The organism is Martinezella hainanensis (genome assembly GCF_900094555.1).
GTDB classification, from domain to species: domain Bacteria; phylum Pseudomonadota; class Alphaproteobacteria; order Rhizobiales; family Rhizobiaceae; genus Rhizobium; species Rhizobium hainanense.
Genome location: NZ_FMAC01000008.1, coordinates 214,324 through 236,683 on the forward strand (window position 1 = coordinate 214,324; position 22,360 = coordinate 236,683).

The 22,360-nt window shown below is 61.5% G+C and carries 17 protein-coding genes; 2 read left to right on the forward strand and 15 right to left on the reverse strand.

From position 1 onward, the window contains the following. Window positions 1–8 precede the first annotated feature (8 nt). From miaB to mutS, 13 genes are all read right to left on the reverse strand, one after another. Window positions 9–1,421, reverse strand: a complete 1,413-nt coding sequence (gene miaB, locus GA0061100_RS24380) for a tRNA (N6-isopentenyl adenosine(37)-C2)-methylthiotransferase MiaB (RefSeq protein WP_075855403.1) — start codon at window positions 1,419–1,421, stop codon at window positions 9–11. A gap of 61 nt (window positions 1,422–1,482) precedes the next feature. Further along, complete coding sequence (olsA, locus tag GA0061100_RS24385) at window positions 1,483–2,280, reverse strand: lyso-ornithine lipid O-acyltransferase (protein WP_075855404.1); 798 nt, start codon at window positions 2,278–2,280, stop codon at window positions 1,483–1,485. Between the two features lie 30 nt (window positions 2,281–2,310). Beyond that, window positions 2,311–2,739 carry a Fur family transcriptional regulator gene (locus tag GA0061100_RS24390; RefSeq protein ID WP_075855405.1) on the reverse strand — a complete coding sequence of 143 codons (429 nt, stop codon included), beginning with the start codon at window positions 2,737–2,739 and terminating at the stop codon, window positions 2,311–2,313. A gap of 121 nt (window positions 2,740–2,860) precedes the next feature. Beyond that, window positions 2,861–3,355, reverse strand: coding sequence for a GNAT family N-acetyltransferase (locus GA0061100_RS24395; protein WP_075855406.1), 495 nt, complete (start codon window positions 3,353–3,355; stop codon window positions 2,861–2,863). Window positions 3,356–3,357: 2 nt separating this feature from the next. Then, the gene (tsaB, locus tag GA0061100_RS24400; RefSeq protein ID WP_075855407.1) at window positions 3,358–4,014 is read right to left on the reverse strand and encodes a tRNA (adenosine(37)-N6)-threonylcarbamoyltransferase complex dimerization subunit type 1 TsaB; all 657 of its coding nucleotides are present in this window, start codon (window positions 4,012–4,014) and stop codon (window positions 3,358–3,360) included. Between the two features lie 122 nt (window positions 4,015–4,136). Continuing rightward, window positions 4,137–4,703: a NifU family protein gene (locus GA0061100_RS24405; protein ID WP_075855408.1), complete on the reverse strand. Its 567-nt coding sequence runs from the start codon at window positions 4,701–4,703 to the stop codon at window positions 4,137–4,139. 116 nt (window positions 4,704–4,819) lie between these two features. Next, complete coding sequence (locus tag GA0061100_RS24410; protein ID WP_075855409.1) at window positions 4,820–5,311, reverse strand: universal stress protein; 492 nt, start codon at window positions 5,309–5,311, stop codon at window positions 4,820–4,822. Window positions 5,312–5,386: 75 nt separating this feature from the next. Further along, the gene (gene trpS / locus GA0061100_RS24415) at window positions 5,387–6,451 is read right to left on the reverse strand and encodes a tryptophan--tRNA ligase (RefSeq protein WP_075855410.1); all 1,065 of its coding nucleotides are present in this window, start codon (window positions 6,449–6,451) and stop codon (window positions 5,387–5,389) included. 111 nt (window positions 6,452–6,562) lie between these two features. Continuing rightward, a complete protein-coding gene (locus tag GA0061100_RS24420) occupies window positions 6,563–6,955 on the reverse strand; it encodes a VOC family protein (protein WP_075855411.1) in 393 nt (130 codons plus the stop codon). Between the two features lie 246 nt (window positions 6,956–7,201). Then, complete coding sequence (gene murJ / locus GA0061100_RS24425; protein WP_075855412.1) at window positions 7,202–8,803, reverse strand: murein biosynthesis integral membrane protein MurJ; 1,602 nt, start codon at window positions 8,801–8,803, stop codon at window positions 7,202–7,204. After that, a complete protein-coding gene (locus GA0061100_RS24430; RefSeq protein ID WP_075855413.1) occupies window positions 8,800–11,715 on the reverse strand; it encodes a [protein-PII] uridylyltransferase in 2,916 nt (971 codons plus the stop codon). The genes murJ and GA0061100_RS24430 overlap by 4 nt, the downstream gene beginning before the upstream one ends. A 150-nt stretch (window positions 11,716–11,865) precedes the next feature. Then, window positions 11,866–12,159, reverse strand: coding sequence for a hypothetical protein (locus GA0061100_RS24435; protein WP_075855414.1), 294 nt, complete (start codon window positions 12,157–12,159; stop codon window positions 11,866–11,868). Between the two features lie 28 nt (window positions 12,160–12,187). Beyond that, the gene (mutS, locus tag GA0061100_RS24440) at window positions 12,188–14,845 is read right to left on the reverse strand and encodes a DNA mismatch repair protein MutS (RefSeq protein ID WP_425298708.1); all 2,658 of its coding nucleotides are present in this window, start codon (window positions 14,843–14,845) and stop codon (window positions 12,188–12,190) included. 197 nt (window positions 14,846–15,042) lie between these two features. Between mutS and GA0061100_RS24445 the strand changes: the two genes are divergently transcribed. Both GA0061100_RS24445 and GA0061100_RS24450 read left to right on the forward strand, forming a co-directional pair. Then, window positions 15,043–17,331 (forward strand): NADP-dependent malic enzyme, encoded by a 2,289-nt coding sequence (locus GA0061100_RS24445; protein ID WP_075855416.1) that lies wholly within the window; start codon window positions 15,043–15,045, stop codon window positions 17,329–17,331. 77 nt (window positions 17,332–17,408) lie between these two features. Then, window positions 17,409–18,818 (forward strand): adenylate/guanylate cyclase domain-containing protein, encoded by a 1,410-nt coding sequence (locus tag GA0061100_RS24450; RefSeq protein ID WP_075855417.1) that lies wholly within the window; start codon window positions 17,409–17,411, stop codon window positions 18,816–18,818. Between the two features lie 107 nt (window positions 18,819–18,925). Here GA0061100_RS24450 and olsB read toward each other — a convergent pair whose 3' ends face one another. Further along, complete coding sequence (gene olsB, locus GA0061100_RS24455; RefSeq protein WP_075855418.1) at window positions 18,926–19,804, reverse strand: l-ornithine N(alpha)-acyltransferase; 879 nt, start codon at window positions 19,802–19,804, stop codon at window positions 18,926–18,928. A gap of 231 nt (window positions 19,805–20,035) precedes the next feature. Beyond that, the gene (locus GA0061100_RS24460) at window positions 20,036–22,321 is read right to left on the reverse strand and encodes a hybrid sensor histidine kinase/response regulator (RefSeq protein ID WP_075855419.1); all 2,286 of its coding nucleotides are present in this window, start codon (window positions 22,319–22,321) and stop codon (window positions 20,036–20,038) included. Between the last annotated feature and the right edge of the window lie 39 nt (window positions 22,322–22,360).

A 22,360-nucleotide genomic window follows, 5' to 3' on the forward strand; every position in this document is an offset into this window, starting at 1 on the left:
GCCGGAACCTAGAGCAATTCAGCGAAAAGGCTGTTGGTGCTGGTTCCGGTGATTCGTACGTTAATAATGTCACCGATTTGCGATGCTTTTGCATCAACATTCACAGATTGCAGCCAGGGAGAGCGTCCAATCAACTGGCCCGGCATCCGGCCCGGCTTTTCCAGAAGGATATCCACTGTTTTGCCCACGCAAGCCTCGGCAAAAGCATGCTGCTGCCTCAGCAGCAATGCCTGCAATCGCTCCAGCCGCTCGGTCTTGACCTCTTCGGGCACCTGATCCTTCAATTCCGCGCCGGGCGTACCCGGCCGCGTGGAATATTTGAACGAGAAGGCCTGTGCATAATTCACCTCCTCGATCAATCTGAGTGTATCCTCAAAATCCTGGTCTGTCTCCCCCGGGAAGCCGACGATGAAGTCACCCGAAAGGGCAATATCCGGGCGGGCCGTGCGGATTCTCTCGATGAGAGTGAGGTATTCCGCCGCCGTGTGCCGGCGGTTCATCGCCTTCAGGATGCGGTCCGAGCCGGCCTGTACGGGCAGATGCAGATAGGGCATCAGCGTGCGCAGATCGCGATGCGCGCCGATGAGACGATCGTCCATGTCACGCGGATGGCTGGTGGTGTAGCGCAGGCGCGCCAGACCGCGGATCTCAGCCAGGCGATAAAGGAGATCGCCAAGGCTCCAGGTCTCGCCCGTCGGGCCGATGCCGTGCCAGGCGTTGACGTTCTGGCCGAGCAGCGTGATTTCGCGCACGCCGCCATCCACAAGTTTCTCGGCTTCCTCGACGATCTGGGAGACCGGACGGGAGACTTCGGAACCGCGCGTATAGGGCACGACGCAGAAGGTGCAGAACTTGTCGCAGCCTTCCTGCACCGTCAGAAAGGCGGTGACGCCGCGGGCGCGGATCTTCGTCTTTTCAGCGATCGGCAGATGCTCGAACTTGTCCTCGATCGCATATTCGGTGTCGACGACGCGCTGGCCTTCCTTGGCGCGGCGAAGCGCATCCGGCAGACGATGATAGGTCTGCGGGCCGATGACGACATCGACGGCCGGCGCGCGGCGCAGGATTTCCTCACCTTCGGCCTGCGCAACGCAGCCGGTGACGCCGATCATCATCTCGCGACCGTCGGCTGCCTTGCGCTTCTTCATCTCACGCAGGCGGCCAAGTGCCGAATAGACCTTCTCGGCCGCCTTCTCGCGGATATGACAGGTATTCAGAAGGACGAGATCGGCCTCTTCCATATCCTCGGTCGGCTCATAGCCGTCGCGGGAGAGCGCATCGCTCATCCGCGTGGAATCATACACGTTCATCTGACAGCCGTAGGTCTTGATGAAGACCTTGCGGCTGTTGGAGCCGTCGCGGGTGCCGAGCTGCGAAGCGTCGGCCGCCGGGGCGTCGAGGGTCAGGCTGTCCTTGGTCATGGGCCGCTATGTAGTGGCTTTTGCCTTCGGAGAAAATGGAAAAGTTGGAATCACCTGGAAATCAGGCGATCTCGCGTCCGAGCAGGCGGCCGGCAAGCATATTGCGGATGCGCCGCGCGATGGTGGCGCTCACTTCCTTGCGGTTGGTGCCGGCGCGATAATCGACCGCCTCGCCGAAGCAGACGTCGACATCGATGGCCCCGCACTGAAAAATGCCCTTCAGGTGCGGCACAAGCTCGATATCGCCGGGCCACGCCGTCAGCGGACGATAATAGCGGCCCATCGGCGTTCCGTGGACGCGGGTATAGGCGACCGCGACCGGCTGGACATGCACCACGGCATCCGGTGCCTTCGGCAGGGCCGCAGCGGCAGCGCCAAACAGCGAGGACTTGACTTCGAGCAGGCGATTGCCGTCCGAGGTCGTCCCCTCCGGAAACAGCACCATAATTTCGCCGTCGGCCATGCGGTCGGCGATCTCGTTGACCTGCTCGCCGGTCTTGCGCTTCTGTTCGCGCTCGACGAAGACGCTTTTCTGCCATTGTGCGAAAAGCCCGAAGATCGGCCAGTCCCGCACTTCCGACTTGGCGATGAAGGAGACATCGGCAACGGCGGAGAGAACGAGAATATCAAGCCAGGACGAATGGTTGGAGGCCAGCATCAGGGGCCGGCTCGTTTCCATCGTGCCGACCACGTGAATGCGCACGCCGAGGCAATAGCAGACGATGCGATGCCAGTAGCGCGGCAGATAGCGCCTGAGCTTCCAGTCGAAGCGCAGGCAAACGATCTGCATCGGCAGCATCACCATGCTGACGATGCCGATGACCACGAGGGCACAGCCGATGCGCAGCCTCGTCATCAAATCATTCGCTCCTGCATGAAAGCTTTCACCTCAACCTTCGTCCTTCTTCAGCGGAATGCCGTAAAGCTCCAGCCGGTGGTCGACGAGTTTGAAGCCGTGTTCGCGGGCAATGCGCTCCTGCAGCGCCTCGATTTCCGGTGAGTGGAATTCGATCACCTGGCCACTCTTGAGGTCGATCAGATGATCGTGGTGCTCTTCCGGCACGGTCTCGTAGCGGGAACGGCCATCGCGGAAATCGTGGCGGGCAAGTAGGCCGGCATCCTCGAATAGCTTGACGGTGCGATAGACGGTGGAGATCGAGATCTTCGCATCCACCTGCACTGAGCGGCGATAGAGCTCCTCGACATCCGGATGGTCTCCGGAATTCTCGATGATGCGCGCAATGACCCGACGCTGCTCCGTCATGCGCATTCCGCGCTCGGCGCAAAGCTCCTCCAGGGATTTTACGGCGTCTTCCATCAATCGCTGTCTTCGATCTGTTTGGACTGTGACAACAGTTAGACCGCCGAATTGCCGCTCTAACTATTTGTTTTGCCGCATTTCTGCGACGCCAAATGATGCCACTTGGCTGCAAAATGCTCTAGCGAAGAACGCGACGCATGACAAGCGCCGTCGACTTCTGGCCGTTTTCGCCGACATAGTAGGCCTTGCGCTCGCCGACGGTCTCGAAGCCGAGCTTGCTATAGAGGCCGAGCGCCGGCTGGTTGCTGCCGTCGACCTCCAGAAACATGATTTCGCCACCGCGATTGCGGGCCTCGCGCAGGGCCGCGTGCATCAGTCGCCAGCCGAGACCGGAGCGCCCGAGCTTGGCGTTGACGGCAATGGTCAGAATTTCCCCCTCGCCTGCCACATGTCGCGCCAGCACGAAGCCGGGAAGCGCCTTTTTCAGGATGGCGTTGGTCTGGCGGGCGACGAAGCCGAAGGTAGTTTCCTGCGAGAGGAGGCCCTGAAACTCACTCTCGTCCCAGACCCGCGGGAACCGTTCGCCGTGCAGGATCGCCACCTCGGCGCAATCCTTCAGCTCCATCGGGACGATTTCGTATTCTGCTTTCAAGGTAAGATAGGATTCGAGCATGTCTACTGCCTGGCAACTGCGTATCCGGCCTGCGGTCTGGCATCGGGTCCGCGAAGATAAAGCGGCTTCGGCTTTTCGCCGGCAGGTTTGCCAGCGCCCAGCCGGGCGACGATGGCAATCGGAAATGCGTCTGGCCGCTCCGCCGGCGGCGCGTCGCTCAACCGGGCGACAGCCGTTCCGGTGACGATGCCGTCGAAGGCGGCGGCAATTGTCCGCGCTTCGTCGATCGTCACGGCCCGAGCCTCGTCCAGCGGGCTACCATCGGCATCGAAGGTCTGGAGATAGATCTCCTCGCGCTTCGCATCGATGGCAGCCAGAACCGACTTGCCCGGATTCTGCGCTCTCGCGGTCGCAGCCATGACCTCGAGGGTCGTGACACCGACTGCGTAGATATTAAGGGAAAGTGCAAACCCGCGTGCGGCAGCGACGCCGATGCGGATACCGGTAAAGGAACCGGGGCCGACGGTCACGACGACACGCTCTATGGCCGAAAGCGCCACACCAGCTTTCGCCAGCGCTTCGTCGACAACGTGCATCAAATACTCGGCATGCCCCCGTCCGATCGTTTCCGTGACCTCCCCCATCACAGAATCACTGCCGCTATCATACACAGCAGCAGCGCAATCCACACCTGCCGTGTCGAGCGCCAGTACGATCATGTCAATTTTTCCGAAAAGCCGCGCTTGCGGCGCGGTTGATTTGCCTTCGAATGTTTCCCTGCGCGAGCTTTTGGTTCTTGCATAATCCTATCCAAAAACCGCTCGGCGCCTTGGAACCACGCTTAGACGGCTTCGACTTCCTGAACTTCGGGCACGAAATGGCGCAACAGGTTCTGCACGCCATGCTTCAGCGTTGCCGTCGAGGACGGGCACCCGGCGCAGGAACCCTTCATGTTGAGGTAGACCTTGCCGTCGCGGAAGCCGCGGAAGGTGATGTCGCCGCCGTCCTGGGCAACGGCCGGACGCACACGGGTATCCAGCAGTTCCTTGATGGTCAGCACGATCGACTCATCGCCCTCGTCGAAGAATTCGCCGCCGGCGTCCTGCACTTCGGACAGCACGGACGTCGAGCCCATGACCGGCTTGCCGGACATGAAGTGCTCCATGATCGAACCGAGGATGGCGGGCTTCAGATGCTGCCATTCCTGATTTTCCTTGGAGACGGAGATGAAGTCGTAGCCGAAATAGACGCCGATAACGCCCGGGATCTCGAACAGGCGGGCGGCAAGCGGCGAGGCTTCGGCTTCCTCGGCACTGCGGAATTCGGCCGTGCCGTTTTCCATCACCACCTTGCCCGGCAGGAACTTGAGGGTCGCGGGATTCGGCGTCGCTTCGGTCTGAATGAACATCTTGATCTCCATGCGGCGGGCAGACACCCGGTCCCGACTTTAGAATATTTCAAAAGAAGATAGGCCTTTTGGCCATTCTATTCAAGAGAGTGTTTCTCAAGAAATAGCACACGCGATCAACTCAGCGCGTCGATTTCCTCGTTGCTCAGCGTATCCGGAAGCACCGTCACCGGGATCGGGAAGGCGGCGGCTCGACCGGCGATCGACGAGACGAGCGGGCCTGGGCCTTCCTTGGCAGAACCGGCAGCAAGCACGAGAAGCGCGATATCCCGGTCATCCTCGATGACGGCATTGATCTGCTCAGCCGCGGCGCCCTCGCGGATGACGATTTCCGCATCGATGCCGATGTTTTCACGCACGGCCTGCGCCGCCTTTGCGGTTGCCGCCTCGGCCTCTTCGCGCGCCTCCGCCCGCATGATCTCCTCGACCCCGAGCCATTGCTGGAAGTCGCCCTCGGGAATCACGTAGAGCAGCACGAGGCCACCATTGGAATTCTTGGCGCGTCGTCCGGCATAATGGACGGCGCGCTGGCACTCGGGCGTGCCGTCAATGACCGCCATGAACTTGCGGCGATGGCCTTCGAGCCGAGAGAGACGTTTTGAAACCATGCGACAACTCTGACACCCGAAGGCGGCGTTTTGCAAGCCCCCGTTTGGCAACGGGAGCTCTCCATTACGACATCATCAATAGAGAAAGCCGATAATGTCGCGAACCTGCTTCATGGTCACGTCAGCACGAGCGCGGGCGCGGGCACTGCCATCGCGCAGAACGGCGTCGATGTGGCCAGGATCGGCCATCAGGCGGCGCATTTCCATCGTGATCGGCGAAAGCACATGCACGGCGAGATCGACCAGTGCCGGCTTGAAGACCGAGAACTGCTGGCCGCCGAATTCGGAGAGAACATCGGCCTTCGACTTGTCGGCAAGGGCCGCATAGATGCCGACCAGATTGTCGGCTTCAGGGCGGCCGGCGAGACCGGCGAGTTCGCTCGGCAAGCCATCCGGATCGGTCTTGGCCTTGCGGATCTTCTTCGAGATGTTTTCCTCGTCGTCGAGCAGGTTGATGCGCGACAGGTCCGAGGCATCGGATTTCGACATCTTCTTCGTGCCGTCACGCAGGGACATGACGCGCGGCGCCGGGCCATCGATCAGCGGCTCGACCATCGGGAAATAGGCATGGACCGGCTCGTCGCCGACGGTGATGTCGATGCCGTAGCCCGTGCGGCGGATATGCTCCATGTAGTCCAGATTGAACTTCATGGCGATGTCGCGGGTCAGTTCCAGATGCTGCTTCTGGTCGTCGCCAACCGGAACATGCGTGGCGCGATAGAGTAGAATGTCGGCGGCCATCAGGCTCGGATAGGCGTAAAGACCGAGCGAGGCCTGCTCGCGATCCTTGCCGGCCTTGTCCTTGAACTGCGTCATGCGGTTCATCCAGCCGATGCGGGCGACGCAGTTGAAGATCCAGGCGAGTTCCGCATGGCCGGGCACGGCCGACTGATTGAAGACTATATGCTTTTCCGGATCGATGCCGGCGGCAAGGAAGGCTGCAGTGATCGAGCGCGTCTGGTTCGGCATGTCCTCATGCACGAGCTGAGCGGTCAGCGCATGCATGTCGACGACGCAATAGATGCAGTCGTTGTTGGCCTGCAGGGCCACGAACTTGCGGATCGCGCCGAGATAATTACCGAGATGGAGATTGCCGGTGGGCTGAACGCCGGAGAATACGAGCGGCTTGAATTCGGTCATGTCGTCCTCAAAAGGCTTGTGGAGGGCCTGGGCGAGCGGGGCTCGACCCTTGGTTTCGAGCGGCTTATGCACGCGGGATCGGCGGGGATCAAGAGGCTATGTGACAGAGTCTCAGGAAGAATGCTGGATCAGGTCCCAGGTGTTGCCATAGGGATCGGCAAAGACAGCCACCGTGCCGTAAACCTCATGGCGCGGCTCCTCCCGGAACGTTACACCCTTGGCCAGCATCGCGGCATGATCACGGGCGAAATCGTCGGTCTTGAGGAAGAAGCCGACCCGGCCACCTGTCTGGTTGCCTATCGCCGCGCGCTGGCTGTCGCCCGCCGCCTGGGCGAGCAACAACGCTGCCCCTTCCCCACCTTTCGGCCTGACGACAACCCAGCGTTTGCCCTCCGGCTGCACCTCGTCAGCCAAGCAATCGAAGCCAAGGGCATCGCAGTAGAAGGCTTTGGCGCGATCATAGTCATCGACGACGAGGGCGACGAGGAAGAGGGATTGGGTCATGCGGGGCTCCACTTCTGGCAAAGTCGTCCCCTCGCCCCGCTTGCGGGGAGAGGGCTAGGGTGAGGGGCCATGCACAAACGTTCGGCGTGGGCAGACTGTCTTGGCCAGCCGCTAAAGTAGCGATGCCTACATACTTTAACTCTGCGGGAGCCTCGATTGACGCCCCTCATCCGACTTGTCGCGATCTCACTTTGTTCGATCGCGCCAAGCCACCTTCTCCCCGCATTGCGGGGCGAAGGCGCTTTGTTACTCCCCATTCACCGCCTTCGCATCCGGCGCTGGCTTCGCCCGCTTGCGCTTCAAATTGCGGCGTACCATGCCCAAATCCACGCCGCCGATCAGGAAGGCCACAATGAAATAAACCGCCATCGCAATCAATATGAGCAGGCCCAGGACGCCGGTCTTGGTTAGCAGCGTCGAGCCAGACCCCAGGAGCGGCTCCCACCGATGAGACAAATATACAATGACGCCACCCATGACGGCGGAGGAGACGAGCAGCATGGCGGTGCGGCGCACCAGCGACCATTCCCAGACGAGATGCCCGCGGCGATAGAGCGTGACGAAGAGCTGTACAGCGTTCAGCCATCCGGCAACCGCCTCGGCGACCGCGATGCCGCGTTCGGCCAGCACCGGGAAAAGCAGGATGGACAGCGCCGAATTGACGAAGACGGCGACCGCCGTGTAGCGCATCGGCGATTTCGTATCCTCGCGGGCATAAAAGCCGGGCTGCAAGGCCTTGATCAGCACGAAAGCCGGCAGGCCCAGGCCGAAGATGGCGAGGATGGAGCCGACCAGCTTTGTATTTTCCGAGTTAAAGGCGCCGCGCTCGTAAAGCACGCGGATGATATCGTCGGAGAGAAGCCACAGGGCGACAGCGGCCGGCAGCGTCAGGAACAGCACGAATTCGATCGAGCGGTTCTGGATATTGGCGGCTTCCTTGATATGGCCCGACTTCAGCGAACGCGCCAGTTCGGGCAGAAGCACGATTCCGACCGCGACGCCGACGACGCCGAGCGGCAACTGGTAGATGCGGTCTGCATATTGCAGGGCGGCGATCGCGCCCTCCTTGCCCGAGGCAATCGCCTGGCCGATCACCAGATTGATCTGAGTGACGCCGCCGGTGATAGCCGCTGGAATCGCGAGAAGCAGGAGCCGCTTGACATTGGGCGTGAAGCGCGGAAAGCGCAGGCCGATACTGATGCCCGCATGACGCACGCCGATATAGACGACGGCCAGCTGCAGCACGCCCGCCACCAGTACCGACCAGGACAGATACCAGGCGGTGCTCAGTGGATCGGCGCCGTAGTAGATCGCGTAGAACAGCGCGCTGATCATCACCAGGTTCAGGAAGATCGGAGCCACGGCGGCGGCGAAGAAATGATGCAGCGAATTCAGCATGCCGCTCATCATCGCCGTCAGCGACATCGACATGAGATAGGGGAACATCACGGCCGCCAGCCGGACCGTCAGGTCGAATTTCTCGGCATCGTCGGCAAAGCCGGGCGCGATGACCCAACGCACCAGCAGCGGCATTGCCAGTTCCATGACGATGGTGATCAGCAGCAGGACCGAGAAGAGAACGCCGAACACTTCCTCGGAAAACCGCTTGGCGCCCTCGATGCCGTGTGCCTCGATCTCTTTTGCAAAAAGCGGCACGAAGGCGGCGTTGAAGGCACCCTCGGCAAACAGGCGACGGAACAGGTTCGGAAAGCGGAACGCGGCGTAGAAAACATCGGCCATCGGCCCGGTGCCGAGGGCTGCGGCCATCAGCGTTTCGCGGGCAAAGCCGAAAATGCGGCTGCCAAGCGTCGCGCCACCGACGGTGATGAATTTCTTGACTAGGCTCATGCGGCGGAACCGGCTTTCTTCTCAGTGTCTGACTTTTCGACGGCGACGCCGCGCGTGGCGGCAGGCGCGATGATGCCCGACGGCATGCGCTCGCGCATTTCATCCTCCTCGCCGGCCATGACAGCCTTCAGGCGCGCGGTGATATAGGCTCGCCTGTTCTCGTTGGAAATCTTCTGGCCCACCAGGTCGGCGACATAGAAGGTATCGATGACCTTTTCGCCGAAGGTGGTGATGCGGGCCGACTGGATATCGAGCGACAGGTCCGAAAGAACGGCCGTGATTTCCGACAGGAGGCCGGGGCGGTCGAGGCATTCGACCTCGATGACCGTGAACTTGTTGGAGAGGCTGTTGGTGATGATGACAGACGGCGGAATGACGAAGGCCTTGTTCTTGCGGCGGTTCTTCGTGCGTGTCGCGATGACCTCCGGCAGCCGTTTGCGGCCGGCCAGCACGTCCTCGATCATCTTGCCGATGGTGCCGGCACGGCGCAGCTCGTCGGCATCGTCAGGGAATTCGCGACTGACATGGATGGTGTCGAGCGCTCGGCCGTCCGACGTCGTGAAGATTTGCGCATCCGCGATATTGGCGCCGGCAGCGGCGCAGGCGCCGGCGATCACGGTCAAAAGACGCGGATGGTCGGGCGATAGAACGGTAATCTCGGTGATGGCATGGAAGCTGTCGGTGCGCACCATGGTGGCAAGCACCTTGCCGGCCTTGTCAGATTCACGCATGAACTGCGTATGGCGAATCTGATCCTCCAGCGGTACGGACAGCAGATAGGGCTGATAGTGCAGCTTGACGTAGGCCTTGCGTTCCTTCGGGTTCCAGTCTGCCAGCGCCCGTTCCAACGCTTCGGCCGCGGCTTCCGCCCGCTCCTTGCGGGACACTTCGGAGAAACCGCCTGACAGCAGCAGCTCGGTTTCATAATAGAGCGTGCGCAGCAGCTGGCCTTTCCAGCCGTTCCACACACCGGGGCCGACGGCGCGGATGTCGCAAACCGTCAGGATCAGCAGCATCTTCAGCCGGTCGAGCGACTGCACCCGATCGGCGAAATCGATGATGGTCTTGCGGTCCGTGAGGTCGCGCGTCTGGGCGACCATCGACATGGTCAGGTGTTCGGCGATCAGCCAGACGACGAGCTCCGTCTGCTTCGGCGACAAGCCGAAGCGCGGGCAAAGCTTGCGCGCTACCTTGGCGCCGGCTTCCGAGTGATCCTCCTCGCGGCCCTTGGCAATATCGTGCAGGAGCACGGCGACATAGAGCGCGTCGCGATCCTCGATATTGGGCATCAGCTTGTTGGTCAGCGGATGGATATCCTCTGCCTTGCCCTTGTCGATCTCCGACAGCACCTCGACGGCGCGGATCAGATGCTCGTCCACCGTATAGTGGTGATACATGTTGAACTGCATCATCGAGACGATCTTGCCGAATTCCGGAATGAAGCGACCGAGCACGCCGGCCTCATTCATGCGGCGCAGGATCAACGCGGGATCGCGTTTGGAAGTAAGGATCGCCAGGAACAGGCGGTTCGCTTCTTCATTCTCGCGCAGATCGTTATCGATGAGGTTCAGGGAGCGAGTGACGCGCTTCAGGGCATCCGGATGGAATTCCAGGCCGTTAATGTCAGCGACAAAGAACAGCCGGATGAGGCTGACCGGATCGCGCTTGAACACATCCGGATTGGCAAGCGCGATGCGGCCGCGATCCTCGACGAATTCGACGGTGCCGGCGATCTTGCGCGAGCGATTGGCAAAGCGGCTGATGACACCGGTCAAGCCCGGCGTCGCCTTTGCCTGCTGGTCTTCCAGTGCGGCGCAGAGAATGCGGGTGAGATCGCCGACATCCTTGGCGACGAGGAAATAGTGCTTCATGAAGCGCTCGACCGCCGAAAGGCCAGGGCGGGCGTGATAATCGAGAGCTGCAGCGATATCACGCTGGATATCGAAGGAGAGCCGCTCTTCCGCCTTGCCGGTCAGGAAATGCATGTGGCAGCGCACGGCCCAGAGGAAATCCTCCGCCTTCTCGAAGAGGCGGTATTCCTGTTTCGAGAGTACGCCGAGCTTCACCAGCTCGGCCGGATCGCGGACGTGATAGTAATATTTCGAAATCCAGAAGAGCGTGTGCAGGTCGCGCAGGCCGCCCTTGCCCTCCTTGACGTTCGGCTCGACCAAATAGCGGGTATCGCCTGCCTTGCGGTGGCGCTCATCGCGCTCGGCGAGCTTGGCGGCGATGAATTCCGGGCCAGTATTGGTGACGATTTCCTTGTCGAATCGCGCCTGCAACTCGCGCTCCAGCGGAGCGTTGCCGCAGATATAGCGGGTTTCGAGAACCGCGGTGCGCACCGTCATGTCGGACTTGGCCTGACGGATGCATTCCTCGACCGTGCGCGTAGCGTGGCCGACTTTGAAGCCCATGTCCCAGAGCATATAGAGAATGAACTCGACAGCCTTGTGGGTCTCGCTCTCAGGCTTCGGCTGGAAGAGGAAGAGAAGGTCGATATCGGAGCCCGGCGCCAGTGTATCGCGGCCGTAACCGCCGACGGCCGTGACGGAGAAGGCGTCCGCCTGTTTCGGATAAACGTGATGAACGGTGAAATCGTAGAGGACAGTGATGATCTGATCCTGCAGCCAGGAAATCCGGTGCGCACAATCGAGCCCGCTGCCATCGACGGCCAGAGACTTCCGTGCCTCTTCGCGCCCTTCCTGGCTCACCCTTTTGAGCACCGCCAGCAGAGCGGAACGCTCCTCATTCTTGTCCAGGCCGCGTTTGGCGAGCGCCTCGCACTCCGCCCTCAGCGCGGGCACATCGAGAATGGTCGAAAAATCGATATGATGCGTTTCCATGCTCTGCCGATCGGCTTTCTCTTCGCTGACCACGACCCGTTGCCGGCGCGCCCGTCTTTTCGTCTGCATGCGCTATAGCCTCTTTGGCCGGCGATTGACACAGGCATTCTACGCCCCGGGTTTCTTGAGAGTAACCTGTATGGAATCGACGATCCCTATGGTTTCTACCGGGCCAAAGTTGACGAAGCGTGACGGCAATCGACGCAGAAACCGGCAGTTTTAGGGCCTGGCCGGCTCGAGCGACCGTCTGAGCTCGTTCAGACTATATAATATGTTTCGCGACTGGGCGCCGATCTGCGTCACCATTTCGCGCTCGCATTCCCAATAGCCGGCCTTGGCGATCTTCGAACAGATGTCGGAAATGCGGCTACAGGACAAGGTGATATCGAGCAGGCCACGATCGGATTCACAATCCGGGGGCTCGCCCTCGCCACAGATCTTGCCGCGCGCGGCGATCGGAGAGAAGCGCTCACCCAGAAAGCGGACTTCGGCGAGAAGAACTTCGAGATACATCATGTTGTCCTTGGAATATCGCCTATGGTCAGCCGGTCTTGGTAAGCGTTTTCTTCAGTTCATAGAGCACGTCAAGAGCGGCACGCGGCGTCAGGTCATCGAGGTCAAGCGTTTTCAGCCGTTCCTCGACCTTGGACGGTTCCCGCCTCCCGACCGCTTCCTCCCGACGAACAGCCACCTGGAAGAGAGGCAGATCATCGATGAGCTGGCTTGCCGGATTCTTGCGGTCCGCATCTTCGAGCCGCGTCAAAACGTCGCGGGCGCGCGCCACCACGGAAGCCGGAAGGCCGGCGAGACGCGCGACCTGGATACCATAGGAACGATCGGCAGCCCCCGGCCCGACCTCATGCAGGAAGATGACGTCGCCATCCCATTCCTTGACGCGCATGGTGGCATTGGAGAGCCGGCCAAGCTTTTCCGACAGGACGGTCAGCTCATGGAAATGCGTGGCAAAGAGGCCGCGGCATCGGTTGGCTTCGTGCAGATGCTCGACGGCGGCCCAGGCGATGGAAAGGCCGTCGAAGGTCGCGGTACCGCGACCGATCTCATCGAGGATGACGAGGGAACGCTCTGTCGCCTGATTGAGGATCGCCGCCGTCTCGACCATCTCGACCATGAAGGTCGAACGTCCCCGCGCCAGATCGTCGGAAGCGCCGACGCGCGAGAAGAGCCGGTCGACGATGCCGATATGGGCTGACGCGGCAGGCACGAAGGAGCCCATCTGCGCGAGGATGGCGATCAGCGCGTTCTGGCGCAGGAAGGTGGACTTACCGCCCATGTTCGGGCCGGTCAGTAGCCAGATGGCGCCGTCCTTGCCGTCGGACTTCGGCGAGAGATCGCAATTGTTGGCGACAAACGGGCCACCCGCCTGACGGCGCAGCGCCTGTTCGACGACCGGATGGCGGCCGCCTTCGATGGCGAACATGCGGCTGCCATCGACGACAGGCCGGCAATAGGCCTGCTCCTCGGCAAGCAGGGCAAGCCCAGCGGCGACATCGATCACCGACAGCGCACGGGCGCCGGCCTTGATCGCTTCGGCAGCGGCGACCACAGCTGCGACCATGCGGTCGAAGGCCTCCAGCTCAATCGCCAGCGCCTTGTCGGCGGCATTGGCGATGCGGCTTTCGAGATCGGCAAGTTCGGTCGTGGTAAACCGCATGGCGTTCGCCATGGTCTGACGATGGATGAAACGCGCCTTGGCCTCGCTCGTATCGGTCATCGGGCCGGCGTTGCCGGCGGTAACCTCGATGAAATAACCGAGCACATTGTTGTGCTTGATCTTCAGCGACTTGATGCCGGTTTCCTCGGCATATTGCAGCTGCAGGCCGGCGATGACGCGGCGGGACTGGTCGCGCAATGCCCGCACTTCGTCCAGCTCGGTATTCGCCCCTTCCCTCAGGAAACCGCCATCGCGCTTCAGCAGCGGCAACTCATCGGCAAGGGTAGCCGCAAGCACCGCTTCGAGATCGGCAGGCAAGGCGCTGAGTCCGGCGAGTGCGGCCTTCAGCTCCTCCGGCAGAAGTGCTGCGCCGAGCATGCGTGCAACATCAGTCGCAGCCGCCAGCCCTTGGCGGATCGCCCAGAGATCGCGCGGCCCGCCACGGTCGAGCGCCAGGCGTGACAGGGCACGCGGCATGTCAGGCACATGCTTCAGCGCCGCGCGCAGGTCGCTTGAAAGCGACGGCTCGTCAGCCAGGAAGCCGATCGAATGCAGCCGCTCGTTGATGCGCTGGGGGTCGGTCAACGGCGACATCAGCCTTTCGGCAAGAAGCCGGGCTCCACCGCCGGTCACAGTGCGATCGATCGCTTTCAGCAGCGAACCGTTGCGATCGCCGGAGAGCGTGCGCACCAGCTCGAGATTGGCGCGGGTGGCGGGGTCGATGAAGAGAGTCGAGGCGCCGCTTTCGCGCTCCGGCAGGCCGAGCGGCGGACGCTCGGCAAGCTGGGTCTTCTCGACATAGGCGATGGCGGCGGCGGCGGCGGCCAGTTCGGCGCGGCTGAAGGTGCCGAAACCATCCAGCGTCGAGACGCCGAAATAGCGGGTGATGCGTCCCTCGGCGCTGGCGCTGTCGAACAGCACGGCCGGCTGAGGAACCGCCGTGCGGCCAAGGATATCAAAGACCGGCTTCAATTCCGGATCATGGAACATCGTATCCGGCAGGATCAGCTCTCTCGGATCGATACGCAGGATATCGGCGAGCAATCGCGAAGCTTCCGTCTCGGCAAGGCGAAAGACACCTGTTGAGATATCGATCCAGGCGAGCGCCAGCTGCGGCTCGGCACCGCCGCGAATGCGGGTGAGAGCCATCAGATAGTTGGATTCCGAAGGCGAGAGCAGCTTTTCCTCGGTGATCGTGCCCGGCGTCACCAGGCGCACGACGTCGCGGCGCACCACCGATTTGCCGCCGCGCTTCTTGGCTTCGGCCGGATCTTCCACCTGCTCGCACACGGCGACGCGGAAGCCAAGCGCGATCAGCTTCTGCAGATAGTCATCGGCGGCATGAACGGGCACGCCGCACATGGGGATATCCTGCCCCATGTGCTGGCCGCGCTTCGTCAGCGTGATGCCGAGGGCGCGCGAAGCATCGATGGCGTCTTCGAAGAACAGTTCGTAGAAGTCGCCCATGCGGTAGAACAGCAGCGAACCCGGATTGTTCGCTTTGATCTCGATATATTGCTCCATCATCGGAGTGGCCGAGGCGCGGCTTTCCTCCGAGGCAAGCTCGGCGGCCGAGAAGGCATCGATGCTGGCGTTAATACGTTCGTTCACGGAGGTGCAGTTTTTCCAAAAAAATGAGGTGCCACCCTACCCGCGCGCCGCTATAGAAGACAACAGCTATCGGGCAAGAGGGACCGGTCGCCCACAGGAGGTTTGGAGGAACAATGGCAGACAGCAAGAGCAAGTCGCGTCCGGGAACGGGGATCACCGATCAGGAAGCACTGGACTTCCACAAAAACGGCCGCCCCGGCAAGCTTGAGATCAACCCGACCAAGCCGATGGCGACCCAGCGCGATCTTTCCCTTGCCTATTCGCCAGGCGTCGCCGTTCCCGTGAAGGCGATCGCGGCCGATCCGGCTACCGCCTATGATTATACATCGCGCGGCAACATGGTCGCCGTCATCTCCAACGGCACGGCCATTCTCGGCCTCGGCAATCTCGGGGCTCTCGCCTCCAAGCCGGTCATGGAAGGCAAATCGGTCCTCTTCAAGCGCTTCGCCGACGTCGATTCGATCGACCTTGAGATCGACACCGAGAATGTCGATGAATTCATCAATTGCGTGCGCTATCTCGGCCCCTCCTTCGGCGGCATCAATCTGGAAGACATCAAGGCTCCGGACTGCTTCATCATCGAACAGCGGCTGCGCGAGCTGATGGATATTCCCGTCTTCCATGACGACCAGCATGGCACCGCCATCATCGCCGCCGCCGGCCTCATCAATGCGCTGGAGCTGACCGGCCGCGACCTCAAGACCACCAAGCTGGTCTGCAACGGCGCAGGTGCTGCGGCCATCGCCTGCATCGAACTGATCAAGGCCATGGGCTTCAACCCGGAAAACATCGTCCTTTGCGATACCAAGGGCGTGATCTACCAGGGCCGCAGCGAAGGCATGAACCAGTGGAAGTCGGCGCATGCGGTCAAGACAGACAAGCGCACGCTGGCCGAAGCGATGAAGGGCGCCGATGTCGTATTCGGCCTGTCGCAGAAGGATGCCTTCTCGGAAGACATGATCCGCTCCTTGGCGGACAAGCCGATCATCTTCGCCATGGCCAACCCCGATCCGGAAATCACGCCGGAGGAAGTCGCCCGCATCCGCGACGACGCCATCATGGCGACCGGGCGCTCGGACTATCCGAACCAGGTCAACAACGTCCTCGGTTTCCCTTACATCTTCCGCGGCGCGCTCGACGTGCGCGCCACCACCATCAATGACGAGATGAAAATCGCTGCCGTCAACGCGCTGGCGAGCCTGGCGCGTGAGGACGTGCCCGATGATGTCGTCGCCGCCTATCAGGGCGCAAGACCGCGCTTTGGTGCGCAGTATATCATCCCCGTGCCGTTTGACCCGCGGCTCATCTCGGCCATTCCGGTGGCTGTCGCCAAGGCGGCGATCGAAAGCGGCGTCGCACGCCGCGAGATGCCCGACATGGCCGCGTATGCGCGCGAACTCTCAGCCCGGCGCGATCCGATCGCCTCGACGCTGGCACAGCTCTATGAGCGCGTGCGCCGGCATCAGAAGCGCATCGTCTTTGCCGAGGCGGAAGAAGAACAGGTCATGCGCGCAGCCCTCTCCTACGCCAATCAGGGGCTTGGCACGGCCATCCTGCTCGGCCGCGAGGATCTGATCGAAGCCACGGCCGAGCGTGCTGGCATCGATCTCAATCGCCCGGGTCTCGAGATCGTCAACGCCCGCATCTCGAAGCGGGGCGATGCCTATATCGACTACCTCTATGCCCGCCTGCAGCGCCAGGGCTACCTGCATCGCGACGTGACGCGCCTGATCCATAACGACCGCAATCACTTCGCCGCCTGCATGGTGGCGCTGGGCGACGCGGATGGCATGGTGACGGGCGTTACCCGCAACTACTCGACGGCGCTCGGCGACGTGCGCCGCTGCATCGACGCCAAGCCGGGGCATCGGGTCATCGGCATATCGATCGTGCTTGCACGCGGACGGACCGTCTTCGTTGCCGATACCGCCGTGCATGACATGCCGACCTCCGAAGAACTCGCCGATATCGCCGAGGAAGCCGCCGGCTTTGCCCGCCGCATGGGTTACGAGCCGCGCGTCGCCATGCTCGCCTACTCCACCTTCGGCCACCCCTCCGGCGAACGCTCGGAGCGGGTGCGCGAAGCCGTCAGCATCCTCGACAAGCGCCATTTGAACTTCGAGTTCGATGGCGAAATGGCAGCCGATGTGGCGCTCAACCGCAAGATCATGGAGAGCCTCTATCCCTTCTCGCGGCTGTCCGGACCGGCAAATGTACTCGTCATGCCCGCATTCCACTCGGCGGCGATCTCCACCAAGATGCTGCAGGAGCTTGGCGGCTCCACGGTGATCGGGCCGCTGCTCGTCGGCCTCGACAAGCCGGTGCAGATCACCTCGATGGGCGCCAAGGATTCCGATATCGTCAACATGGCCGCCATCGCGGCCTATGGTGCGGGGTCCTGATCACTACGCCTGAAGGCGGAGCCCGCGACCGAACAAAGGTAATGGGCTGCCGCGTCAATTGGGTGTAAACTCAAGGGATGAGTGAAGCCCAGGTCCTGTTTGGGGTGCTGCGCCATTCCGCGCGGCCTGACATCGTCGATGCTATCGAGCGGCTCGTCCTTGAGGCACCCGACCGCAAGCTCAACCGTGTGAATGCGCTTGCCTTCGCGGCAAGCCATGGCTTTGAGGAAGAGCAGACAGTCAACGCTTTCCTGCACGCCGCGCGCCTTGGCCTGTTCGAGATGTCGTGGAATGTTCTTTGCCCTGGCTGCGGTGGCGTGTTGGATGCCAATACCTCACTGAAAACGGTGCAGAGCGAGACCTATACCTGCACGCTTTGCGCAGCCGGTTACGAGCCGACACTCGACGAGATGGTCGAAGTCACCTTCACGGTCAGCCCACGCGTGCGCCATATCGAAGCGCACAATCCGCACGACCTGCCGCCGCTCGAATATTTCCGGCAGATCTATTGGGGCTCGGGTATCGACCTTCCCGACGAAGGCTACGAAGAGAAGGTGGATCAATTCGTCCTGGAATCCCTGGAACTGCCGCCCGGCGAGAAAGCGGTCATATCGCTTCAATTGCCGGCGGAATTTACCATCATCTTCGAGCCCGTCACGCATGCGGCGCAATTCCTCGACGTGAAGGGGGAGCCATCGAAGGAGCGACAAGCTCTCTCGCTCGTTTTCGATCGCATGCACCGACACAGCGAGGCCATCGAATTGCGGCCCGGCCCCTTGCGCGTTCAAATGGAGAACCACACGGACCTTCGTGTTCTGCCATCGATCTGCCTAGCCAACGAAGCTCTTCACACGCTACTCGGACAACGCCGACCATTCCTGACCGCCAAGCAGCTGCTCTCCAACCAGACCTTTCGCGATATCTACCGGACGGACACGATCGACATCGACCAGCGGCTGAAAATCACCAGCCTCACATTTCTGTTCACCGATCTGCGGGGTTCGACAGAATTATACGAAAGGGTCGGCGATCTCGCGGCCTTCGATCTGGTCAAAACCCATTTCGGCATCCTGCATGAAATCGTAGCGGCGGAGGCGGGTGCGGTCGTCAAGACCATCGGCGATGCCGTCATGGCCACCTTCCCGACGCCGGACCGGGCGCTGATTGCGGCGATGCGGATGCGCGAGGCCATGCTCAGCCTCAACAGTGAGCGAGGCAACGACGATCTTCTTCTGAAAATCGGCATCCACGAGGGGCCGTGTATCGCCGTGAGCCTGAACGAACGGCAGGATTATTTCGGGCAAACGGTCAATATCGCGTCCCGCGTCCAGCATCTCGCCACGTCGCGCGAAATATTCGCAACCAGCTCGGTGCTCGATCACCCCCGCGCCGCCGAACTGATGACAAGACGTGGCCTCACACCGCAATCGCATCATGTCGCGCTGCGCGGTATCACCGATGCGATCGATATCTTTGCGATCCCTTAGAGCGGCTCAGCTTTTCACGGAAGCTCCGAACCGTTCTATCTCTTTGTTTTCACGCAATTCCGGACGGAAAACCGCCACGCACTTTTCCTGGAATTGCGCTATATCCGTCAGCTGGCGAAGCGACCGGCATCCGCACCGTAATAATTCACGTAGCGGTTGGAAATGCTGGCGATCGGTAGAACGATCAGAACGTCCGTCGTGTTGAAGGCCTGATCGACGACGGCAGTCGAGCCGACCATGGCGCCGAGACGCAGATAGCCCTTGATCAAGGGCGGCATCGCCATCAGTGCCTTCTTCGGATTGACGGCCTCGACCGGCATCAAGTCCATGTTGCGGGCAAGTGACGGCAAGGCACCGACAGTCCACTCGTCCTTGGCAACGACGTTGTGATAGAGGAAGGACAGAGCCAGCGCGTGCTGTTCCGGCAGGACGCCCGGGAAAGAGGCGCAACCGATCATCGCGCCCATGCCGTGCTTCAGCGCATAGGCCCAATTGCCCTGCCACAGCAGCTCGACCGTACGCTTGTTGCGGTAGTCAGGCAGCACGCAGGAGCGGCCGAGTTCCATGAAGCGCTTGTCGGGATGGCGGGCAAGCAGCGCGTCGATGTCGAATTCCGATGAGGAATAGAAGCCACCGTTCGCCATGGCCACTTCCTGACGCAACAGGCGATAGGTCCCGACGATCTGGTCTTCCGGATCGCCTTCGAGCGAACGGTCCAGCACCAGAAGATGGTCGCAAATGTCGTCCCAGCTGTCGACATCACGCTGACGGCGCATGGCGTCGGCCGGCAATTGCGCGTTCATCTCCTCGACGAAAACGCGGTAGCGTACAGCCTGAGCGGCATCGATTTCGCGCGCCGTGCGAGCAAGGCGCGTTTCGAGATTTCCGATGCGTCCGAGCACATCGCTGGCAACCGGCTCAACCGTTGCCTTTGAAGACTGAACCATTTCGCCCTGAGCTTCGCGATTCAAGATTTCGATGGACATGGCGATTCTCCCCCTGCGGGCCGATATAGCGCCATAAACCAAATTCGTGCGACAGGAAAGTGACACGCAGCTTCGCTAAAAGCAAGAACCGTGCCCATTGCAATTTTTCGAATGGACACGCCGTCCCCAACTTAGCAACAGCAATTGCCGTAAGTTGAGCCATATCGCCGACCTCTATCGGACATTGATGAGCCGGCTTTGCAATTTTCATCCGCAGATCGGGAATAGTTTCTACGCGCGTTCGAAGACGGACCTCGACAGACCACGTAGCGCAGCCGCCAGCTTTTCGGGATCGACCGGCTTGACGATGACGGCATCGGCCCCGGCCAGAAGCGCCTGACGGCGGATCGAATCGCGGCTATCTGCGGTCAGTACGATGATCGGAAGCGGCGGCAGGCCCTGCCTGCGCTCATGAGCTCGCAACTGCGCAAGCACAGCTGCGCCCGTACCACCCGGCATGTTGAAATCCGTCACCAGCACCTCCGGCCGCACTTCGGCATCTTCGGTGCGGGCTCGAAGGCCATCGAAATCCTCGACCAGGCGAACCCTGTGACCAGCCTTGGAGAGCATGGCCCGAACCAGCATCGCGTTGACCGGGTCGTCCTCACCCAGCAGAATATCGAGCGCGCGGTCTTCCGACTCGGGCGTCGTGATGCCGATCTCGGAGACGGCCTCGATCAAGGCTTCGCGTTTTTCCATGCCGCGCATGCGGCCTCTCAGCACATCGATCAGCGATTGCTCGCGTAGCGGCCGAATGAGCCAGGCATCGAAAAGGTCGAGCGGATGGGTGTTGCGCTCCTCGGGATTGACCAGGAAGATCTTGCGCAGCCGCGGCACCGCAAGAGCATTTCCCTCGCTGAAATACCAGGGTGCCATGCGATGATCGACGATCAGATCCGTCCAGACCCCACCCTCTCCCATCGGGAACGAAGGCAGCAGGTCATCCATGTCGCCGGGGCCGATCAGCCTGCAATGGCCGCCAAGGGTCTGGATGGTTCGCTTGATGGCCGTGCTTGCCGCCCCTTCGGGAGCCAGCAGCAGGATACGGGATCCCCTGAGCATGGTATTGCGCCGATCGTATCCGTCCTCCCCGGCAATCAGGCCAACCGGGAAGGAGATGACGAACTCGCTGCCCTTGCCGCGCTCGCTGGCAACGCTGAGCCCGCCGCCGAATTCACGCAGGATGCGCGCCGAGATGGCAAGGCCAAGGCCGGTGCCGGCGCTTCTTTCCACCGTTGTACCGGCCTGCTCGAACTCGCCGAAGACGCGGGCCTGCTCTTCCTCGGTCATGCCGGGACCGCTATCCCGCACCGATATCGTCAGGTTCCGCTCCTCGAGATCGACGCGCACAAGAACGCCGCCGGTCTGGGTGAACTTCACCGCATTGCCAATCACGTTGAACAGGATCTGGCGCAAACGTGCGGGATCGAATTCCATGCTCTCGGGAACATCGGCCGCAACGCTCGCGGCGATTTCAATGCCCTTTTCATGGGCGCGATGGGCGAGCATCTCGATAACGCCTTCCAGCAGCGGCCGCAAAGCCTCCTGGCGCGGATGCAACTGGAAGCGACCAACTTCGATCGTGGAGAAATCGAGGAGATCTTCGACCAGCTGCACAAGCGCATGACCCGACTGGCGAATGCCGGTCAGGTAATTTGCCTGCTCGAGGGTCAAGGGCGTCTGAGCAAGCAGATGGTTCATGCCGAGAATGCCCGACAGCGGCGTGCGGATCTCATGGCTGACGGTGGCAAGCAGGCGCGATTTGGCGGCGCTGTTATACTCGGCCTTCAGCCTGGCATCTTCGCGCAGGCGGGCGGTCTGCCGCTCCTCCGTCACGTCGCGGGCGATACTCTGTATGCATAATTGCCCGGTCGTCGCATCGCGGAACATGACATCGTGCCAGGCAAAGATGCGCCGGCCCTCGGGTGTCGCAATTTCCGCATCCTGATGCTTCGCATCGGTGACGGCGCGGAATACGAGGCCGGCCTCTTCCAGCGTCAGGCCTTCCGGTTGCGATCTGCCGGTCAATCTGCTGAAAGTGGCGTTGGCGTGCAGAATCCGGCGGTCGATACTGCGCGTGACCGCGATGTCGCCGAGCGCATCGTGGACAGTTGCAAGGAGGCTGGTGCTTTCCTTGTGCTCCCATAGGCGATCGTGATCGCTCTCGCTGAAATCGACGGCGGCAATCTCGGGCTTGCGGGCGGCGTTTCGGGTTTTGACGATGCCGGCAGCTGCGAGCGCAAGGGCTGCGAGGCCAAGAAAGCCTACAAGCACCAATGGACCTGCAGCAAAGCCGATCACGAGAAAAGCCGCGCCCACCACCAGACCGCCACCATTCAGCCAGTGGCCTTGCAACCACCGGCCTCGCGCGGGCGGCGCCGATTGCTGGCCTGCCTCATGCGATACGGTCGATTTGGCAAGCAACGACTCGTCTGCGGCCGGCCCTTCGATCGGTCCCGTTTGGCCGCGAACTGCCGCCGCAGCAAGCTTTTCCTGCAGATCTGCCAGAGTGCTCATGCAGTCTGGCTAACATGAGCATTCTTCCTGATGCCTTCA

What these genes read in the sequence shown, in the direction of transcription:
- miaB (WP_075855403.1), bottom strand. Translation starts at nt 1,421, where the DNA reads ATGACCAAGGACAGCCTGACCCTCGACGCCCCGGCGGCCGACGCTTCG.
- GA0061100_RS24390 (WP_075855405.1), bottom strand. Translation starts at nt 2,739, where the DNA reads ATGGAAGACGCCGTAAAATCCCTGGAGGAGCTTTGCGCCGAGCGCGGA.
- GA0061100_RS24395 (WP_075855406.1), bottom strand. Translation starts at nt 3,355, where the DNA reads ATGCTCGAATCCTATCTTACCTTGAAAGCAGAATACGAAATCGTCCCG.
- tsaB (WP_075855407.1), bottom strand. Translation starts at nt 4,014, where the DNA reads ATGATCGTACTGGCGCTCGACACGGCAGGTGTGGATTGCGCTGCTGCT.
- GA0061100_RS24405 (WP_075855408.1), bottom strand. Translation starts at nt 4,703, where the DNA reads ATGTTCATTCAGACCGAAGCGACGCCGAATCCCGCGACCCTCAAGTTC.
- GA0061100_RS24410 (WP_075855409.1), bottom strand. Translation starts at nt 5,311, where the DNA reads ATGGTTTCAAAACGTCTCTCTCGGCTCGAAGGCCATCGCCGCAAGTTC.
- trpS (WP_075855410.1), bottom strand. Translation starts at nt 6,451, where the DNA reads ATGACCGAATTCAAGCCGCTCGTATTCTCCGGCGTTCAGCCCACCGGC.
- GA0061100_RS24420 (WP_075855411.1), bottom strand. Translation starts at nt 6,955, where the DNA reads ATGACCCAATCCCTCTTCCTCGTCGCCCTCGTCGTCGATGACTATGAT.
- murJ (WP_075855412.1), bottom strand. Translation starts at nt 8,803, where the DNA reads ATGAGCCTAGTCAAGAAATTCATCACCGTCGGTGGCGCGACGCTTGGC.
- GA0061100_RS24430 (WP_075855413.1), bottom strand. Translation starts at nt 11,715, where the DNA reads ATGCAGACGAAAAGACGGGCGCGCCGGCAACGGGTCGTGGTCAGCGAA.
- GA0061100_RS24435 (WP_075855414.1), bottom strand. Translation starts at nt 12,159, where the DNA reads ATGTATCTCGAAGTTCTTCTCGCCGAAGTCCGCTTTCTGGGTGAGCGC.
- mutS (WP_425298708.1), bottom strand. Translation starts at nt 14,845, where the DNA reads ATGATGGAGCAATATATCGAGATCAAAGCGAACAATCCGGGTTCGCTG.
- GA0061100_RS24445 (WP_075855416.1), top strand. Translation starts at nt 15,043, where the DNA reads ATGGCAGACAGCAAGAGCAAGTCGCGTCCGGGAACGGGGATCACCGAT.
- GA0061100_RS24450 (WP_075855417.1), top strand. Translation starts at nt 17,409, where the DNA reads ATGAGTGAAGCCCAGGTCCTGTTTGGGGTGCTGCGCCATTCCGCGCGG.
- olsB (WP_075855418.1), bottom strand. Translation starts at nt 19,804, where the DNA reads ATGTCCATCGAAATCTTGAATCGCGAAGCTCAGGGCGAAATGGTTCAG.
- GA0061100_RS24460 (WP_075855419.1), bottom strand. Translation starts at nt 22,321, where the DNA reads ATGAGCACTCTGGCAGATCTGCAGGAAAAGCTTGCTGCGGCGGCAGTT.